The 17,024-nt window shown below is 70.9% G+C and carries 15 protein-coding genes; 7 read left to right on the top strand and 8 right to left on the bottom strand.

The window, feature by feature from the left end:
• Positions 1–18: 18 nt before the first annotated feature.
• Positions 19–897, bottom strand: a complete 879-nt coding sequence (locus ACYVNR_RS14785; RefSeq protein WP_458803322.1) for a hypothetical protein — start codon at positions 895–897, stop codon at positions 19–21.
• A 53-nt stretch (positions 898–950) separates the two neighbouring features.
• Here ACYVNR_RS14785 and ACYVNR_RS14780 point away from each other — a divergent pair, with 53 nt between their 5' ends.
• The 3 genes from ACYVNR_RS14780 (at position 951) to ACYVNR_RS14770 (ending at position 3,843) form a co-directional block, all read left to right on the top strand.
• Positions 951–1,880, top strand: coding sequence for a hypothetical protein (locus ACYVNR_RS14780; RefSeq protein ID WP_461048927.1), 930 nt, complete (start codon positions 951–953; stop codon positions 1,878–1,880).
• 252 nt (positions 1,881–2,132) lie between these two features.
• Positions 2,133–3,239, top strand: coding sequence for a tryptophan--tRNA ligase (trpS, locus tag ACYVNR_RS14775; RefSeq protein WP_461049389.1), 1,107 nt, complete (start codon positions 2,133–2,135; stop codon positions 3,237–3,239).
• 46 nt (positions 3,240–3,285) lie between these two features.
• Positions 3,286–3,843, top strand: coding sequence for a nucleotidyltransferase domain-containing protein (locus ACYVNR_RS14770; protein WP_461048925.1), 558 nt, complete (start codon positions 3,286–3,288; stop codon positions 3,841–3,843).
• 25 nt (positions 3,844–3,868) lie between these two features.
• On the opposite strand, the gene ACYVNR_RS14765 is transcribed toward ACYVNR_RS14770, so the two are convergent.
• Positions 3,869–4,678, bottom strand: a complete 810-nt coding sequence (locus tag ACYVNR_RS14765) for a lysophospholipid acyltransferase family protein (protein ID WP_461048923.1) — start codon at positions 4,676–4,678, stop codon at positions 3,869–3,871.
• A gap of 131 nt (positions 4,679–4,809) precedes the next feature.
• Positions 4,810–6,522, bottom strand: coding sequence for an alkaline phosphatase D family protein (locus ACYVNR_RS14760; RefSeq protein WP_461048921.1), 1,713 nt, complete (start codon positions 6,520–6,522; stop codon positions 4,810–4,812).
• Between the two features lie 228 nt (positions 6,523–6,750).
• Here ACYVNR_RS14760 and acs point away from each other — a divergent pair, with 228 nt between their 5' ends.
• Positions 6,751–8,745 (top strand): acetate--CoA ligase, encoded by a 1,995-nt coding sequence (gene acs / locus ACYVNR_RS14755; protein WP_461048919.1) that lies wholly within the window; start codon positions 6,751–6,753, stop codon positions 8,743–8,745.
• Positions 8,746–8,982: 237 nt separating this feature from the next.
• Here acs and ACYVNR_RS14750 read toward each other — a convergent pair whose 3' ends face one another.
• The gene (locus ACYVNR_RS14750) at positions 8,983–10,221 is read right to left on the bottom strand and encodes an HNH endonuclease signature motif containing protein (RefSeq protein ID WP_461048917.1); all 1,239 of its coding nucleotides are present in this window, start codon (positions 10,219–10,221) and stop codon (positions 8,983–8,985) included.
• Positions 10,222–10,283: 62 nt separating this feature from the next.
• On the opposite strand from ACYVNR_RS14750, the gene ACYVNR_RS14745 reads away from it, so the two are divergent.
• The 3 genes from ACYVNR_RS14745 to ACYVNR_RS14735 all read left to right on the top strand — a co-directional run bounded on the left by ACYVNR_RS14745 (position 10,284) and on the right by ACYVNR_RS14735 (position 13,196).
• Positions 10,284–10,634 (top strand): hypothetical protein, encoded by a 351-nt coding sequence (locus ACYVNR_RS14745; protein WP_461048915.1) that lies wholly within the window; start codon positions 10,284–10,286, stop codon positions 10,632–10,634.
• Between the two features lie 114 nt (positions 10,635–10,748).
• A complete protein-coding gene (locus tag ACYVNR_RS14740) occupies positions 10,749–12,542 on the top strand; it encodes a DEAD/DEAH box helicase (protein WP_461048913.1) in 1,794 nt (597 codons plus the stop codon).
• Positions 12,543–12,647: 105 nt separating this feature from the next.
• Complete coding sequence (locus ACYVNR_RS14735) at positions 12,648–13,196, top strand: NADPH-dependent FMN reductase (protein WP_461048911.1); 549 nt, start codon at positions 12,648–12,650, stop codon at positions 13,194–13,196.
• A gap of 118 nt (positions 13,197–13,314) precedes the next feature.
• On the opposite strand, the gene ACYVNR_RS14730 is transcribed toward ACYVNR_RS14735, so the two are convergent.
• The 4 genes from ACYVNR_RS14730 to ACYVNR_RS14715 form a co-directional block, all read right to left on the bottom strand.
• A complete protein-coding gene (locus tag ACYVNR_RS14730; protein ID WP_461048909.1) occupies positions 13,315–13,680 on the bottom strand; it encodes an acyltransferase family protein in 366 nt (121 codons plus the stop codon).
• Between the two features lie 138 nt (positions 13,681–13,818).
• On the bottom strand, positions 13,819–14,406 hold the full coding sequence (locus tag ACYVNR_RS14725; RefSeq protein WP_461048907.1) for an acyltransferase family protein: 588 nt from the start codon (positions 14,404–14,406) through the stop codon (positions 13,819–13,821).
• A gap of 161 nt (positions 14,407–14,567) precedes the next feature.
• A complete protein-coding gene (locus ACYVNR_RS14720) occupies positions 14,568–16,046 on the bottom strand; it encodes a hypothetical protein (protein ID WP_461048905.1) in 1,479 nt (492 codons plus the stop codon).
• 69 nt (positions 16,047–16,115) lie between these two features.
• Positions 16,116–16,994 carry a glycosyltransferase 87 family protein gene (locus ACYVNR_RS14715; RefSeq protein WP_461048903.1) on the bottom strand — a complete coding sequence of 293 codons (879 nt, stop codon included), beginning with the start codon at positions 16,992–16,994 and terminating at the stop codon, positions 16,116–16,118.
• Positions 16,995–17,024: the final 30 nt, after the last annotated feature.

The raw sequence follows: 17,024 nt of genomic DNA, 5'->3' as shown, positions 1-17,024 counted from the left end.
CGCCCGACCACGGCCGGGTCAGGTGAGACGCCCCGCACGCACCGCGTCGCTGATCCGCTCCCCCTCGGCAGCACCACGCACGTACGCCTCGCCCGCCTGCGTGAGCCACAGCCCGACCCCGGCCGCGTCTCCCCGGGCGTATGCCGCGAGCGACCCCAGGTAGGCCGGGCCACCTCCAGAGACGTGGCCGGCCTCGGGCACGGCGACACCGGTCGGGTCGAGCCCCAGCGCCTGGACGACCGCGCGCTCCATGGCCCGGGCCACGAGCCCGTTGCCGTGACCGAACGGCCTGATCGAGGCGATCTCGGCGTGCACGAGCGCCGCGACGACAGCCGCGGGCACCCGGTTGCTGCCCCCGGCGGCCACCACGACGTCGGAGAGCGAAGCCAGCCGTGCCGCGACGACCGGCGGCGCCGGCGCCGGGCCCAGGTCGACGAGCTCGGTGCAGCCTTCGTCGTCGATGCGCGGCCGGCCAAGTCGCTCGTCGGTGACGACCGGCGCGGCGGCTGCGACGTGGAGACGGGCGAGCGCCTGCAGCGGCGCCGTGCGCACGAGCGCGACGACCCGCTCGCTCTCCGCGGTCGCGGCCACGGCTCCCTTCAGCGTGCGCAGGCCGGGGTCCAGGTCGTCGGGCCAGGCCCGGGCTCCGCTCATCAGCTCGCGCACGAGGTCGACGGGGAACTCCGCGCCGTCGAGCGCGGCGCTCGCCTGCGCCCCGCGCACCCGAGACTCGGCGGAAGCCTCGGGGATGCGGCGGCGCAGGGCCTCGTGGAAGCGCAACCGGGTGCACGCCTCTCGTGCGGCCTCGGCCCGGGCACGAACGTCCGGGAGGTCGGTGAGCGCGGCGAGCTGGTCGATGACGGCCGGCGTGGGGGTCGAGCGGGTCGGGTCTGGCACGCCCTTCAGCCTAAGGTCGCCCGCTGGCCCCCCAGCCCTGCGACGATGAGATCGTGGCCACGTCGGAGGTGCTCACCTGGCTGCTCGAGGGCGATGCATCGGTGCGCTACGTCGCGACCCGAGACCTGCTCGGTCACGACGACCCCGCCCTCCAGGCCCTCGTCGCCACCGAGGGCACCGGGGCAGCGATCCTGGCTGCCCGCGGCTCCACGGGTCACTGGGGCCGCGGCTTCTACCAACCCAAGTGGACGTCGAGCCACTACACGCTGCTCCAGCTCTGCGAGATCGGCCTGTCCCCGACGCATCCCGCCGCCCGGGCCACGGTCCGGCTGATCCTCGACTCCGAGAAGGCGGACGACGGTGGGCTCAACCCCTCCGGACGCAGGCGGCCCAGCGACGCCTGCGTCAACGGCATGGGCCTGCGCTACGCGAGCTGGTTCGGGGCCACGGACGAGCAGCTGCGCAGCGTCGTCGACTTCCTCCTGCGCGAGCGGGTCGCCGACGGGGGCTTCAACTGTCGGCACAACCGTGGCGGCGCCCACGTCACGCACTCGTCGCTGCACACGACGGTCTGCGTCATGGAAGGCGTCACGCAGTACGTGCGGGCGGGCGGCTCCCACCGGTTCGACGAGCTGAGAGAGGCGTACGCCACGTCAGCCGAGTTCCTCCTGCGACACCGGCTCCTGCGCAGCGAGCGCACCGGTGAGGTCATCCATCCTGAGATGGCACGCCTGCACTTCCCCGCACGGTGGCACTACGACATCCTGCGCGGGCTCGACTCCCTTGCAGCAGAGCGGTTCCCGCGCGACCCACGCATGGACGAAGCCCTCGCGCTGGTCCGCGAGAAGCGCGGGCCGGAGGGTCGGTGGTGCGCCAACCGCGCCTACCCGGGCGCCACCCATGTGCCCGACGAACGCGCCGGGAGCCCGAGCCGGTGGGTGACCCTCGTCGCGGAACGTGTCCTCCTCGCGTACCCTGACTGACATGAGTTCGACCGTCGCACCGATCCGCGCGTGGTGGCTGCCCAGCTGAGGCGGCCCGTCGAACCAACCCGAAACCGGAGCCGCCCACGGGCGGCTCTTCGCATGTCAGGCTCCGCATGTCGGATCGCCTCGGCGCCGGTCCTCCCGTGGGCACGACCACAGGAGACGAACATGACCAGCACGACCACCACCGACCACGCAGTCCACGAAGCCCGCGCAGCCCAAGCGGAACACGCAGCCCATGCGGATCACGTGGCGGATCACGTGGCGGATCACGTGGTCAACGCCGATGCCACTGCGACGTATGCCGCCGCGCGCGAGCGCAGCGCGGTCCTCGACGCGCTCATCGACGAGCACGCGGCCACCGACCCGACGCGCTTCCGCATGCTCACCGGTGACCGCCCCACCGGGCCGCTGCACATCGGGCACTACCTGGCGAGCCTGCGCAACCGGGTCCGCTTGCAGGACAAGGGCGTCGAGACCTTCGTGGTCATCGCCGACTACCAGGTCATCACCGACCGCGACTCGGTCGGTGAGATGGGCGCCAACGTGCAGGGCCTGGTGCTCGACTACCTGGCGGCCGGCATCGACCCGACGCGCACGACGGTCTTCACGCACAGCGCGGTACCGGCCCTCAACCAGCTGATGCTGCCGTTCCTGTCCCTCGTGACGGACGCCGAGCTGCGCCGGAACCCGACGGTCAAGGACGAGCTCGCCCTCTCCGACGGGCGGCCGCTCTCGGGGCTGCTGCTCACCTATCCCGTGCACCAGGCGGCCGACATCCTCTTCTGCCACAGCAGGATCGTGCCGGTCGGCCGTGACCAGCTGCCGCACCTGGAGCAGACGCGGGCGATCGCACGCCGCTTCAACACGAGGTATGCCGCCGGGCACAGCGTGTTCCCCGAGCCCGAGGCGCTGCTCAGCGACGTGCCGCTGCTGCTCGGCACCGACGGGACCAAGATGAGCAAGAGCAAGGGCAACGTCATCAACCTGCGCGACACCGCCGACGAGACGGTGGCTCGCATCCGCGCCGCGCGCACCGACTCCGAGCGGCGGATCACCTTCGACCCCGAGGCGCGTCCGGCCGTGGCGAACCTGCTGACGATCGCCGGGCTCTTCCTCGAGGAGTCACCGGAGTCGGTGGCCGACCGGGTCGGCGACGGCGGCGCCCGCGCTCTCAAGGAGATCGTCACCGAGGCGGTGAACGAGTCCCTCGCCGGGCACCGCGCGCGCAGGGCCGGCCTCGCCCGCGATCCGGCCTACGTCGCCTCGGTGCTGCGCGAGGGGAACGCCCGCGCCAACGAGGTCGCCGAGCGCACGCTCGCGACTGTGCGTGCGGTGATGGGCATGGGCTACTGACTGCCGACGCTCGTGCCAAGCGGTCGGCGCCGCCCTACCCTGAGGCATGGACGACGGGGCAGATCGGGCGCTCGAGGTCCCTCCGACCGGGTCGCCGAGCGAGTCGGCTCGGGCCCAGCTCCAGGCGATCGCCGAGGTCGGGGCGGACCTCGAGCGGGCAGGTCTCGACCATTGGCTCTTCGGCGGTTGGGCCGTCGACCTGTGGTGCGGCCGGGTCACCCGTCAGCACCACGACGTCGACCTGGCCGTCCTGCTGGTCGACCGTCCCGCGGTCCACGGCCTCCTGGTTGCCTGTGGTTGGGCGCACGAGCCGCAGGCCGGCGAGGTCGTGGGCACCCGCTACCGCCGTGACGGAGTGCTCCTCGAGCTGACGTTCGTGGTCCATGACGGCGAACGGGTCCTGCTGCCCTTCGAGCCGGAACCCGCCGTGTGGTCGGAACGGTCGTTCGGGAGTGCCCGCCGGTCGCTGCACGGCACATCGGCTCGGGTCATCGCTCTCGACGTCCTGCTGCGCGACAAGAACAGCCCGCGCGACGACCCTGACGACGGCGAGAAGGACCGGTCGGACCTCGCTGCCCTGGAGCGAGCCACGCGTCAGCAGTGACCGCTGGCGCAGCCCCGCAGCGCCCTCAGCGGGAGTCGCGCGCCTCGCGGAACCGCCTGCGGGAGCGCTGGGCTCGTCGTTCGGCGGCGAGGTCGGCGCGTCGCATGCCTTCCTCGTCGATGCGCAGCCCCTCCTCGACGGTCGGGGCCGTGCCGCCACGTGATCGCGGGAGCCACCAGCGCTCGGCGTCATCCCGGGGGCGGTCCGGATAGACCGCCATCGCCTCGTCGAGGAGCATCGCGACCCTGGCGCGCAGCTGCTCCGAGACGGCATACGGGTCGGCGTCCGGTGCCGGACGAAGGGGCTCGCCGACGACGATCGTGACGGGGACACCCCGCCGGAGGGCGAACCGGCCCGAGCGTCCCCGCGCGATGCGATGGCTGCCCCAGACGGTGACCGGCACGAGCGGCACCTGGCACCAGATGGCGACCGCAGCCGCGCCCGGGCGGAACGGACGCAGCTCCCAGGAGTGCGAGACCGTCGCCTCCGGGAAGATCCCGACGACCTCACCCGCACGCACCGACTCCACTGCGTGCCGCAGCGCCACCTCGCCGTGCGCGCGGTCGACCTCGACGTGCCGCATGGCGCGCATCGCATCGCCGACGACCGGTGGCAGGAAGACGCCGTGCTTGGCGAGGAACCGCACGTAGCGGCCGCGTTCGCGCCCGACGAGCCCGACGAACAGGAAGTCCGGCGAGCTCACGTGGTTGCTCGCGAGCACCGCACCGCCGACCACCGGCAGGTGCTCGGCGCCGCGGACCTCGATGCGCAGCCCGAGCGCCGCGAAGCCGGCGCGGGCGAGAGCGATGACGAAGCGATAGGTCCTCTCTGCCACACCTCATCTTCGGTGCAGCCGCTCCCGCCGGATGCCCCGACACCCATCGAGAAGGCAATCCGTCCGGGCGGATTGCCTTCTCGATGGGATGTGGGCGGACGGGATTGCTTTCTCGATGAAGGCCGTGAGGGCTAGCCGGTGGTGTGGGTCTCCTCGCGGACGGTGTCGGCGACGATCTGCGCGTCGGACGGCACAGCCGTCACCGGGGCCACGGCGGAACGGCGGGCGGCCGTCGCCGGCAGCGGGTTGTCGGCGGTCTGGCGCAGACCGCGCTCACCGTCGTCGAGGACGAACTCGGCACGCGTGAACACCTCGGCGCCGGGCGTCGTCACGACCGGCACGCAACGAAAGCGCGCCGTGAGGGCATCGGGGGTGATCGTCGTCGAGACGTAGCCGCGCAGGTTGGTCCAGAAGCGGAGGTTCGGGTTCCACGCAGCCCACGGGTGCTGGCCGGTCGGGCTGTCGTAGCCGTTGCCGCCCGAGGTGATCGAGCTCGTCACCAGCTCGGAGCCGACGACCGCGCCGGGGTTGTCGTAGTCGAGGTACAGGTCGGACGCCCAGTGCGCGTGCACGTCGCCCGTGAGGACGACGGGGTTGCGCACCCCGGCGTCGACCCAGCCCTGGGTGACGCGCCGCCGCGAGGCGGGGTAGCCGTCCCAGGCGTCCATCGACACCGTCGTCCTCGCCGTGGCGTCGTTGTCGCGGCGGCCGAAGAAGACCTGCTGGCCGAGCAGGTCCCAGCGCGCCTGCGACCGGCGGAAGCCGTCGAGCAGCCACTTCTCCTGCTCCATGCCGGGCAGCGAGCGCGACGGGTCGGCGGCGTCCGGGCAGTCCTTGTAGCCGTCGCCGCAAGCCTGGTCGGAACGGTACTGGCGGGTGTCGAGCATGTGGAGGTTCGCGAGCCGGCCCCACTGGACGCGGCGGTAGAGGTCGAGGTCGGGGCCGTTCGGCACCGACGACCGGCGCAACGGCATGTTCTCGTAGTACGCCCGGTAGGCCGCTGCCCGCCGCTCGAGGAAGGTCGGCGTCTCGGCCGGCTTCTCGGGGATGTCGCCGGCGTAGTTGTTGTCGACCTCGTGGTCGTCCCAGACGGCGAGCCACGGGGCCGCCGCGTGCGCCGCCTGAAGGTCGGGGTCGCTCTTGTACTGGGCGTAGCGCTGCCTGTAGCCCGCCAGCGTCTTGGTCTCGGGGCCGACGTGGGCGCGGCCGACCCCGTTGCCGGCACCCTCGTACTGGTAGTCGCCGAGGTGGAGGATCACGTCGGGCCGCTCGTCGGCGAGGTGGCGGTAGGCGGTGAAGTGGCCCGCCGGGAAGTTCGAGCAGGAGACGAAGGCCATCGCGAACGACGACGGTGTCTCCAGGGCGCTGGGTGCGGTCACGGCACGGCCGGGCGCAGAGAGGTGCTTGCCAAGGCGGAAGCGGTAGAAGTACTCACGCCCGGGGCGCAGACCCTGCACCTCGACGTGCACAGAGTGAGCCCAAACCGGCTCTGCTGCAACGGAACCCGCCTTGACGACATCCTCGAAACGTTCGTCGGACGCGACCTGCCAGCCCAGCTGGTAGGAGGAGGACGGCATACCTCCTCGGCCGTCGGCGGCCAGCGGCTCGAGGGCGAGGCGGGTCCAGATGACGAAGCCGTCAGGGGCCGGGTCGCCGCTCGCGACGCCGAGCGTGAACGGGTCGGTGGACGGGATGACCGCCGCGGCGCTGGAGCGGCTGCCGACCACGACGGAGGTGCCGGCGAGGGCGACGGCGCCGGTGGCCAGACCGCCACGCAGCACCGCGCGTCGTGACGACCGGAGGGAGGAGAGCTTCTGGGTGAGCTGATGGTGTGAGTTGTCCATGTCGTCCACATTCGTCCCGGTTCGTACTGAGCGGAAGGCCTGCGGCCGAACCTCCGGTGAACCTTGGGGTGACCGCTCACCCGCGGACCGTGACCGTTCGGCTGGCTACTGACCGGTAGGGGTGAGACCTGCCTCACTCGGCTCTTGATGGGCGAACTAGCCTGCGTTTGAGTTGTCGCAGATGCCGCCAGCCGCGAGCGCTGGTCCGGTGCGACCGCTTCATCGTCGATGCGAAAGGGTGACACCGTGAGCGAAGAGACGCTCGAGAACCTCGTCCACGAGGGGCTGACGTTCCCGCCCCAGCCCGACTTCGCCGCCCAGGCGAACGGTACGGCCGACCTCTACGACAAGGCCGCCGCCGACCACGAGGGCTTCTGGGCCGAGCAGGCCCGCACCTACCTGACGTGGAGCACGCCCTTCACCCAGTCGCTCGACTGGAGCAACCCGCCCTTCGCGAAGTGGTTCGCCGACGGCGAGCTCAACGCGTGCGTCAATGCCGTCGACCGGCACGTCGAGGCCGGTCGCGGCGACAAGGTCGCGATCCACTTCGTCGGCGAGCCCGAGGGCGACACCCGAGACATCACGTACGCCGACCTGCACGCCGAGGTGCAGCGCGCCGCGAACGCCCTCGCCGACCTCGGCGTGGGCAAGGGCGACACGGTAGCGATCTACCTGCCGATGATCCCCGAGGCGGCCGTCGCGATGCTCGCGTGCACCCGGATCGGAGCCCCGCACTCGGTCGTCTTCGGCGGCTTCTCCGCGGAGGCATTGCACTCGCGCATCGACGACGCCAAGGCGAAGGTCGTCATCACGGCCGACGGCGGCTACCGGCGCGGCGCCCCTTCGGCCCTGAAGCCGGCCGTGGACGCCGCGCTCGACCACGGCGACACCTCGGTCGAGAAGGTCCTCGTCGTCAAGCGCACCGGGCAGGACACCGCCTGGAACGACCGCGACCTCTGGTGGCACGAGGCTCTCGAGAAGGCCGCTCCGACCCACGAGGCGCACGCGTTCGAGGCCGAGCACCCGCTCTTCATCCTCTACACCTCCGGCACGACCGGAAAGCCGAAGGGCATCTTCCACACGACCGGTGGCTACCTGACCCAGACGGCCTACACGAACGCTGTCGTGCACGACGTGCACCGCGACACCGACGTCTACTGGTGCACGGCCGACATCGGCTGGGTCACCGGCCACTCGTACATCGTCTACGGCCCGCTCACCAACGGGGTCACGCAGGTGATGTACGAGGGCACCCCCGACACCCCGCACCAGGGCCGCTGGTGGGAGATCGTCCAGGACTACAAGGTGACGATCCTCTACACCGCCCCGACCGCGGTGCGCACCTTCATGAAGTGGGGTGCCGACATCCCGGCGAAGTTCGACATGAGCTCGCTGCGGCTGCTCGGGTCGGTCGGCGAGCCGATCAACCCCGAGGCCTGGCTCTGGTACCACAAGCACATCGGCGGCGGCCGCGCCCCGATCGTCGACACGTGGTGGCAGACCGAGACCGGCGCCATCATGATCAGCCCGCTCCCGGGCGTCACCACCCTCGAGCCCGGCTCGGCGCAGAAGCCGATCCCCGGCATCAGCGCCGAGATCCTCGACGACGAGGGCAAGCCGTTCACCACGCCCGAGCAGGTCGGCTACCTCGTGCTGACCAAGCCGTGGCCGTCGATGCTCCGCGGCATCTGGGGCGACCCGGAGCGCTACAAGGAGACGTACTGGTCGCGGTTCGGCGAGAAGTACTACTTCGCCGGTGACGGCGCGAAGTACGACGCCGACGGCAACATCTGGCTGCTCGGCCGCGTCGACGACGTCATGAACGTGTCGGGTCACCGCCTGTCGACAGCCGAGATCGAGTCGGCCCTCGTGTCGCACCCGAAGGTGGCCGAGGCCGCGGTCGTCGGCGCCAACGACGAGACGACCGGCCAGGCCGTGTGCGCGTTCGTGATCCTGCGCCAGGAGGCCGTCGAGGAGGCCGACGAGCCCGGCGAGGGCAAGGACCTCGTGCAGGAGCTGCGCAACCACGTGGCCAAGGAGATCGGCCCGATCGCGAAGCCGCGCTCGATCATGATCGTGAGCGAGCTGCCGAAGACGCGCTCCGGCAAGATCATGCGCCGCCTGCTGCGCGACGTCGCCGAGGGGCGCGAGGTCGGCGACGTGACGACGCTCGCCGACAGCTCGGTCATGGACCTCATCAAGACGGGCATGTCGAAGGAGTGACCTCCCGGGTCGCCGTCGACCCGCCCGAGCACGTATGCCGCCCGCCCCACCCTCGTCGGTGGGGCGGGCGTTGCTCGTGGCCCGGCTCCACCGACCCGCGCGCAGCAGTTCGTCGCCCGGCGCGCCCCGGACGCGTGGCGCCCCCAGACATGGGGTGCGCCGAGACACCAGGCACGCCTCGGGCCCCGGGCGCGCCTCAGGCCCCGGCCGCACTGACCGGGGTGCGGGGCGAGGTCGCTACAGGTGCCACGTGACGCCGGTCGCCGTGACGGTGGCCGTGAGGCCCCGCTGGTGGACGACCGTGTGGTGGCGCCCGCAGAGGAGAGCGCCGTTGAGCAGGTCGGTGCGGCCGCCGAACAGCCAGTGCACGACGTGGTGGGCGTCGCACCACTGGGGCGGAATGGTGCAGTCGGGGAACGAGCAGCCACCGTCGCGGACGGCCAGCGCCCGTCGCTGGGCGGGTGTGAACAGTCGTTGCGTGTAGCCGAGGTCGAGCACCTCGGACCGCGCCCCGAGGACCATGGGAACGATGCCCGCCTCGCAGGCGAGGCGGCGCACGGCTGACGCGGACAGCGCGGCGTCGGTGTCGAGCAGGCCGGCGCCACGCACCCGCTCCAACAACGCCTCGAGGCTCATCGTGACGGCGAGGGTGGTGCGCGGCGAACGGGTTACCCCTTCGGGCGCAGCCACTCCCCGGCCGACGATCTCGAGGAGCGCATCAGCCCGCCGCGTGGCCGGTGTGCGCGGGTCGACCTCACCGACGCCGCCGTTGAGGCAGAGGTCGGGACGCGGCGCCGACAGGGCGTCGACGGCCGACTCGACGATCGCGGCACCCTCCGGGTCGAGGCGCAGCTCGAACACCGAGAAGCCCGCGCACGAGCGGACCCTGCGGAAAGAGCGCCCGAGCCGCAGCCCGGCCTCCTCCGACTCGAACTCAGCCGGTGGCTTGAGCGTGGCGCGGGCGTGGGCGACGAGGCGGGCCAGCTCGCGCCGGCCGAGGACGTGGCACTCCTCGACCATGGTGTCGATGATCGCGGCGAGGTGGTCGGGGTCGGCGATGCGCGCCACGTCGTCGTGGAGACGGACGATGGCGGCGGCGTGCGCGACCGGCACCTCCGAAGCCGCCACCCGCTCGGCGAGGCGGGCCCAACGCGGCTCGTTCATGGCCGACCCGACGCGCGTGACGGCGGCCGCCTCGGGCCCGTCGAGAGCACCGTCGGCCTGGCTGCGCAGCCAGTCGGTGCGCGAGAGCCCGTCGTCGGAGCCGAGTCCACGCGAGTCGGCCTCGCGCGCCAGCACGGCTGTCAGCGAGTGGCTCAGCTGCCGCACCTGCTGCGCCTGGCCGATGACCGCCCCGACCTCGGCCTCGGGCAGCGACCACGTGGGGAACTCGCGGGTCAGGTCGCGCAGCGTCTCGGCCATCGAGCGCAGCACCTCGACCAGGCTCTTCGGCTCGATCGCGGCTGCTGCGCTCATGCCTTCACTGTAGAGTCGACCACTGACAACGCATGACTTCGTCACACGCGCCGAGGAGCCCCATGCCCACGAGCAAGCGCCGCGCCGGCGCTCCCTCCAGCCCAGTTCCCGACACCCTGCGAGGCGACCGCACGAAAGTCCTCTCCGTCCGCCTCACGAACGAGGAGCTCGAGGCACTGACCGCACGGGCCATCGAGATGGGCGTCGGCCCCTCGACCCTGGCGCGCACCCTGGTCCGTCGCGGGCTCGGCATCAGCGCGACCGACGTGGGGGTCCCGCCATCAGCGGCACCCGACCTGACGGTCCCTCCGACGGCTCCCCCATCAGAGCTCGAGGCCCGCCTCGTCGAGCATCTCGTCACGGGCCTCGCCGCCCGCGTCGAGGCGCTCGAGAGGTGGGTGGCCGAGCACTGAGCCGACAGGATCGGGACGCAGACGGCATACGCAAGGGGATCGACGGCATACGCGGACGGTCGATCGGACCCCCGCCCGTGTCGCTCACCCGCCCCGACGCACTACCGTCGGGGGGTGAGCGAACGAGGGACGGAACCAGAGCAGCGTGACGAGCCCGACCAGCCCGAGCAGGTGACGTTCGCCGACCTCGGACTCGACGAGCGCGTGCTCAAGGGCCTGCGCGACGTCGGCTACGAGCACCCGTCGCCGATCCAGGCGGCGACCATCCCGGCGCTGCTCCAGGGCCGCCACGTCGTCGGTCTCGCGCAGACCGGCACCGGCAAGACGGCCGCCTTCGCGCTGCCGATCCTCAGCCAGCTCGACCTCCGGCAGAAGGCTCCCCAGGCGCTCGTGCTCGCGCCCACGCGCGAGCTGGCGCTGCAGGTCTGCGAGGCCTTCGAGAGGTATGCCGCCCGCCTCCCCGGCGTGCACGTGCTCCCTGTCTACGGCGGCCAGGCGTACGGCGTGCAGCTGAGTGCGCTGCGCCGCGGTGTGCACGTCGTCGTCGGCACGCCCGGACGCATCATGGACCACCTCGACAAGGGGACGCTCGACCTCAGCCAGCTGCGCTTCCTCGTGCTCGACGAGGCCGACGAGATGCTGAAGATGGGCTTCGCCGAGGACGTCGAGACGATCCTCGCCGACACCCCCGACGACAAGCACGTCGCGTTGTTCTCGGCGACGATGCCGGCACAGATCCGCCGCATCTCCAAGAAGTACCTCACCGACCCCGTCGAGATCACCGTCGAGACGAAGACGACCACCTCGCCCAACATCACGCAGCGCTACCTGACGGTCAGCTACCCGCAGAAGGTCGACGCCCTGACGCGCATCCTCGAGGTCGAGAACTTCGAGGGCATGATCGTCTTCGTCCGCACGAAGAACGAGACCGAGACGCTCGCGGAAAAGCTTCGGGCGCGCGGATTCTCGGCGATGGCGATCAACGGTGACGTCGCCCAGGCGCAGCGCGAGCGCACCGTCGAGCAGCTGAAGTCCGGCAAGCTCGACATCCTCGTGGCCACCGACGTCGCCGCCCGCGGGCTCGACGTCGAGCGCATCAGCCACGTCGTCAACTACGACATCCCCACCGACACCGAGTCCTACGTCCACCGCATCGGCCGCACCGGGCGTGCCGGACGCAGCGGCGACGCGATCTCGTTCGTCACGCCGCGGGAACGCCACCTGCTCAAGGCGATCGAGAAGGCGACGCGGCAGTCACTCGTGCAGATGTCGATGCCGACGGTCGACGACATCAACGCGACGCGCCTCACGCGGTTCGACGACGCCATCACCGAGGCCCTCGCGGGAGACCGCGTCGAGTTCTTCCGCGACGTCATCGCGCACTACGTCAACGAGCACAACGTGCCCGAGGCCGACGTGGCCGCCGCCCTGGCTGTCGTGCTGCAGGGCGACGAGCCGATGCTGCTCGAGCCCGAGCCCGAGCGTCCGGCCCGTCGCAGCTTCGACCGCGACGATCGGCAGCGCGGGGATCGTCGTGACGACCGGCGTGACGACCGCTCCGGTGGGCGCGGACGCGACGACCGGCGGGGCGACCGGCGTGACCGCGGCCGCGGGGGCTCGGGTGGGCCGCTCGCCACGTACCGGATCTCCGTCGGCCGGCGACAGCACGTCGAGCCCCGTCAGATCGTCGGTGCCATCGCCAACGAGGGCGGCCTCGGACGAGCCGACTTCGGGCACATCGACATCCGCGCCGACCACTCACTCGTCGAGCTGCCCGCGACCCTGCCCGACGGCGCCTGGGAGCGGCTCCGTGGCACGCGGATCTCGGGCCAGCTCATCGAGCTGGTGCTCGACGAGGGGCGCCGCGGCGGTCGCAGTGGAGGCCACCGCAAGGGGTCGCGGCCCTGACAGGGCCGGACGCGGACGGCATACGAAATCCGGGTGTGACAGAGGCCACACGCCGAGCACGGCCGGTCCTCGAGTGCCTGGATTTTCGTGATAGTTGGTTGAAGTGTGAACCAGTTGCGCATCATCGTCTCCAGCACCCGTCCCGGCCGCATCGGCCCGAAGGTCGCCGAGTGGGTCGCCGCACAGGCTCCTGCCGACGCCTGGGAGGTCGAGCTGCTCGACCTGTCGACGCTGCCCTTCTTCGACGAGGAGGACATGCCGAAGAACGGCAACTACGCCAAGCCGCACACGAAGGACTGGGCCTCAAAGGTCTTCGAGTCCGATGCGATCGTGGTCGTGACGCCGCAGTACAACCGCAGCTTCCCGGCGCCGATCAAGAACGCCATCGACTACCTCTTCGCCGAGTGGGACAGCAAGCCGATCGCGCTCGTCGGCTACGGCTGGACCGGTGCCTCCGACGCCACTGCCGACCTGACCAAGGTGCTCCAGCACGTCAAGGCCGACGTCGTCGGCTCGACCGGCCTCGTCTTCACCCAGGACATCGCTCCCGAGGGCGAGCTCGACGTCACGGCCGAGCGGCGCGCCGAGCTGGCCGACCTGCTCGAGGCTCTCGAGTCCAAGGTCACCGACCTCGACTCCGTCAGCGCCGGCTGATCGTTCTCGACCTCGCCGGTCCCGTCGTGTCCGGCTTCCTGCGGGCGCACTCTCTTCCGGTGCGCCCGCAGTGCGTTGTGCCGCCGATCTGAACCGAGCCTCGGAGCCATCTACTGGCTCAAAGGGTTCGCGACGCCGGCCGCGGCCACAGCAGCGGTGGCCCGGCGGAACGTGGCCTCGTTGGTACGAGACGCCGAAGCCGCATGGAGGGCTTCTCGACGAGGAGCCACGACGCCCACGCCACGGGGATCGTGACCGCGATCGACAGCACCGCGAACCAGAAGGACCCGACGGCGCGCGGGACCTGAGCGACAGCCATGAGCTGCTGCAAGGGGAAGGCGAAGAGGTAGACGCCGTAGGAGATGTCGTTCCGCGCACCGAGGCGCACGGGCACTCGGGCGCCGAGCCACAGCAGAAGGAAGGCCAGTGGGAACGGTGTCAGCCCCAGGTACCAGGCGTCGTCGAGCCGGAGCGCAATCGTCACGACCGCACCAGCCGTGACCGCTGCCCACCGACCGTCCGGCAGCTCGCTGCGGACGAACCACAGCAGCACACCGGCCGCGAAGAAGGACCACAGTCTCGTCAGGTCCCGGAGCGAGTCCGGGCCGGCACCCGCGCCGAACTACACGACGACGCCGACGAGGAGAAGTGCGCACACCGACACGGCCGCTCGGGCACGGAACCATGCCATGCCGATGAGCCCGCCGAACACGACATACGCGGCCGCCTCGTACAGCAGGCTCCAGACGGACACGTTCCACAGACCGTGGTAGACGACACCTGAGGGCGTTCCGGCGATCCCCATCTGCGTGGTGACCAGGAGCGCGTTGTGGACGACATAGCCGGCCGCGCTCGTCCAGTCGTAGCCGGACCGCGTGATCGTCGTCGAGATCGGTGCCACCAGCAAGGCGGTGAACAGCAGGACGGTCCAGTAGCCGGGCAGCAGCCGCAGCGCTCGCCGCCACAGGAACGGTCGCAGGCCCATCCTCGTCCGGCTGCCCGCGATGAGGTATCCCGAGATCGCGAAGAACGCGTCGACGGCGAATGCGCCGAGATAGGGGCACGGACCGGACTCCCCCGTCGCGGCCTTGAAGGAGTGGTCCACCACGACGAACCCCGCGAGGAGGAGACGAACCGCGTTCAGGGCGTTGTCGCGGTGCGCGAGCCGTTCGTGCACGGCCAGGCCTCCGACGCTTGTCACCCATGACATGGGCCAAGCGTGCACGAACGCGGACGAATCATCCGAAGAACGCGAAAACCCTTGCAGGCGAACGCGATTCAGAATCGCACATTTCACTGCACAACGGACAAAACGGCGCAGCCAAAGCGTGCCACACGGTCAGGTGCGGCACCTCAGCCGGCTACCGCGGGTCAGCGTGGCTCGTGGAGCAGCACGTATTCCGAGCCGCGCTGCTCGACCGTCCAACCGGCTTGCCGGACCAGGGCATCGACGGCCGGTTGCCCGTTCGAGAGCAGGACATACGGGCACATCGTGCTCTCGAGATACGTCCGCCATCCCGGCGCGGCTCTCTCGAAGTCGACATGCGCCTTCACATGCTCGGCGGAGTACACCTCGACGCGCCCGTCGATGGTCGGACGGAGGTTCGGATGGCGCCAGATGAGCCAGCCGCCAAGGCCATAGTCGTTGCAGACCACGGTGTTCTGGGGAAGTGCATCCAAGCTGCTGTTGAGGTCCGTCGCACCCCATGCGGGAGCCGCGGCCCTCGCCGGCAGGAGGAGTGCCGCGATGGTCAAGCCGACTGCCGTGAGGCCGAGCGTGAGCATGGTCTCTCGGCGGGTCGTGGGCTCCCGGTCACTCGGCAGCAGCTCTTGGATCGCAGCGGCGGTGATCGGCGCGATGACGGCGGCTCCGAGGGCGACGGTCCGGCTGTAGAGCAAGGCCAGCCCGATTGACAGTCCGACGAGCCCGACATCCGTCCACCGGGCTGGGCGGCGCGAACGTGCCCACACGAGCAGGACGCTGGCGGCGAGAACGAGAAAGGCGAGGAAGCCGGGCTGGTGCAGCGAGGGCGGCCGCCACTCCTCGATGAAGTTGGTCGTCTCGTTGACGGCGAGTGGAGACAGGAGCAGCTCCGGTCCGGTCGGCGTCACGGCCGCGGCCGCCAAGGAGCCGAGCGGCACGAGGGAGAGCCGCAACCACTGTCGCCGGCTCACTGAGCGGTCGAGTGCGATGCCGGTCAGGGCGACCACCCCGATGGCGACGCCCATGAACCACATGCCATGGGAGCAGGCCCACAGCCAGGTGACCGGGATGAGCCACCACCGGGGACGCCCGTCTGCGGCGGACCGCAACCAGGCCGACGTGAATGCCGCACCGAACGCGAAGGTGAGCAGATGGGGGCGCAGAGACAGGCTCTGGCTCATCGCGAGGAAGGCGACGGATGTCACGGCTGCGGAGGCGAGCAGCGACGCGCGCGCGCGTGTGGCCCGCCAGAGCGCCAGGCCGATCGCCGAACCACCGAGGGGAAGCAGCCATGCGACGCCGGGGAGCCCGAGCATCTGTTGCACAACGCTCATGAGCAGCTCCGGAAGCCACTCGTGCAGACGCCATGGCTGGGTCGACATCGTGCTCCACGGATCGGGCCCGTTGAAGGTCCAGGAGTCGCAGAGCCGGTCACCCGCTGCAAGGTGCCAGAACGTGTCGGGGTCGCCGATGGGACGTGCGACCTCCACGACGGCGACGAGTACGACCAGACCAGGCAGCGCTTGGGCCACGACGAGCGGGAGCGGACCCCGTCGCGGCGCGACGTCCGCGTCTTGCGTCGCTCGCACGTGATGGGCGTCCGAGCCCATCTCGGCCGCAGTCTCGGCGCCCTTCGTGTCGCTCATCACCGGGCGATCATCGCTGCTGGCCCGACAGTTCGTGGGGCATATGGGCGGATTGGTATACAGCCGGGTTCACTCCCCTGCGGGGGCCGGGAACCTTTGCGTCAGACGCGGAAGCGCGGCCAGGACTATGAGCACCCCGCTCGACCACAAGGGCATCGCCATGGCCATCGCGACCGCGATGGCACCTCGACGGCCCTTGAGCGCCCCCCAGACGACAACGGCTAACGCGACGAGACACCGCAGCCACAAGGCCGGGTATCCGTGCTGGGTCGGTGGGGTCGGTGCGTCGGCCAGGAACTGCCACCACTCGCTCCACAGCGACGGTGCGAGGGCCGCCGACACCACGACGAGAGCGACGGTTGCAGCGGCCGTCGAGAGGCACTGACGCCACTCTCGACGCACGGCGAACCACACGGGGCCCAGCCCGGGAGTCACCTTGGTCAGCAGCGGGAAGGCCCAGGCGGTCGGGTGCCTCAGACCGACCACCGCTGCGATCGCCAGCAAGGCCTCGATGTTGCCGATGAGCAGGGCCGGCGGAGTAACGTACGCGAGCGCGAGCCATCTCCAACGCGGCGCAAGCGGCCAGAGGAGCCAGACGAGGGCGGCGAGGAGCAGCGTCGTCCACACGGTGAGGAACACCGGCCAGGGCAGGAGCGCGAGGGGATAGATCAGGTGGGCGAAGGCCGGTGTGTAGTTGAACGCGTCGGGTGAACCTGGCGGGAGCGTGTACGGCCCGACGCGCCAGACGTTCCAGTACGCGTGCGCCGAATCCATGCCGAACGTGGAGATCCTGCTGCCGACGAGGATCCAGAGGGCAGGCGGCAGGGCGATCCAGAGGGCGGCGCGGCCGACGTCAGCGAGCGACCGGGAAGCCCCAGCCCCGACCCCTGGTCCGACCTCGAGTACCGAGAAGCTCTCTGCGGCAGAGAGCTTCGTCGTACTTGACATCCGCTCGGCCTCTTGCTCGACATGGCGTTC

The organism is Terrabacter koreensis (genome assembly GCF_054783315.1).
The sequence above is the reverse complement of the archived record's forward strand: the minus strand, read 5'-3'. Positions and strand labels throughout refer to the sequence as shown.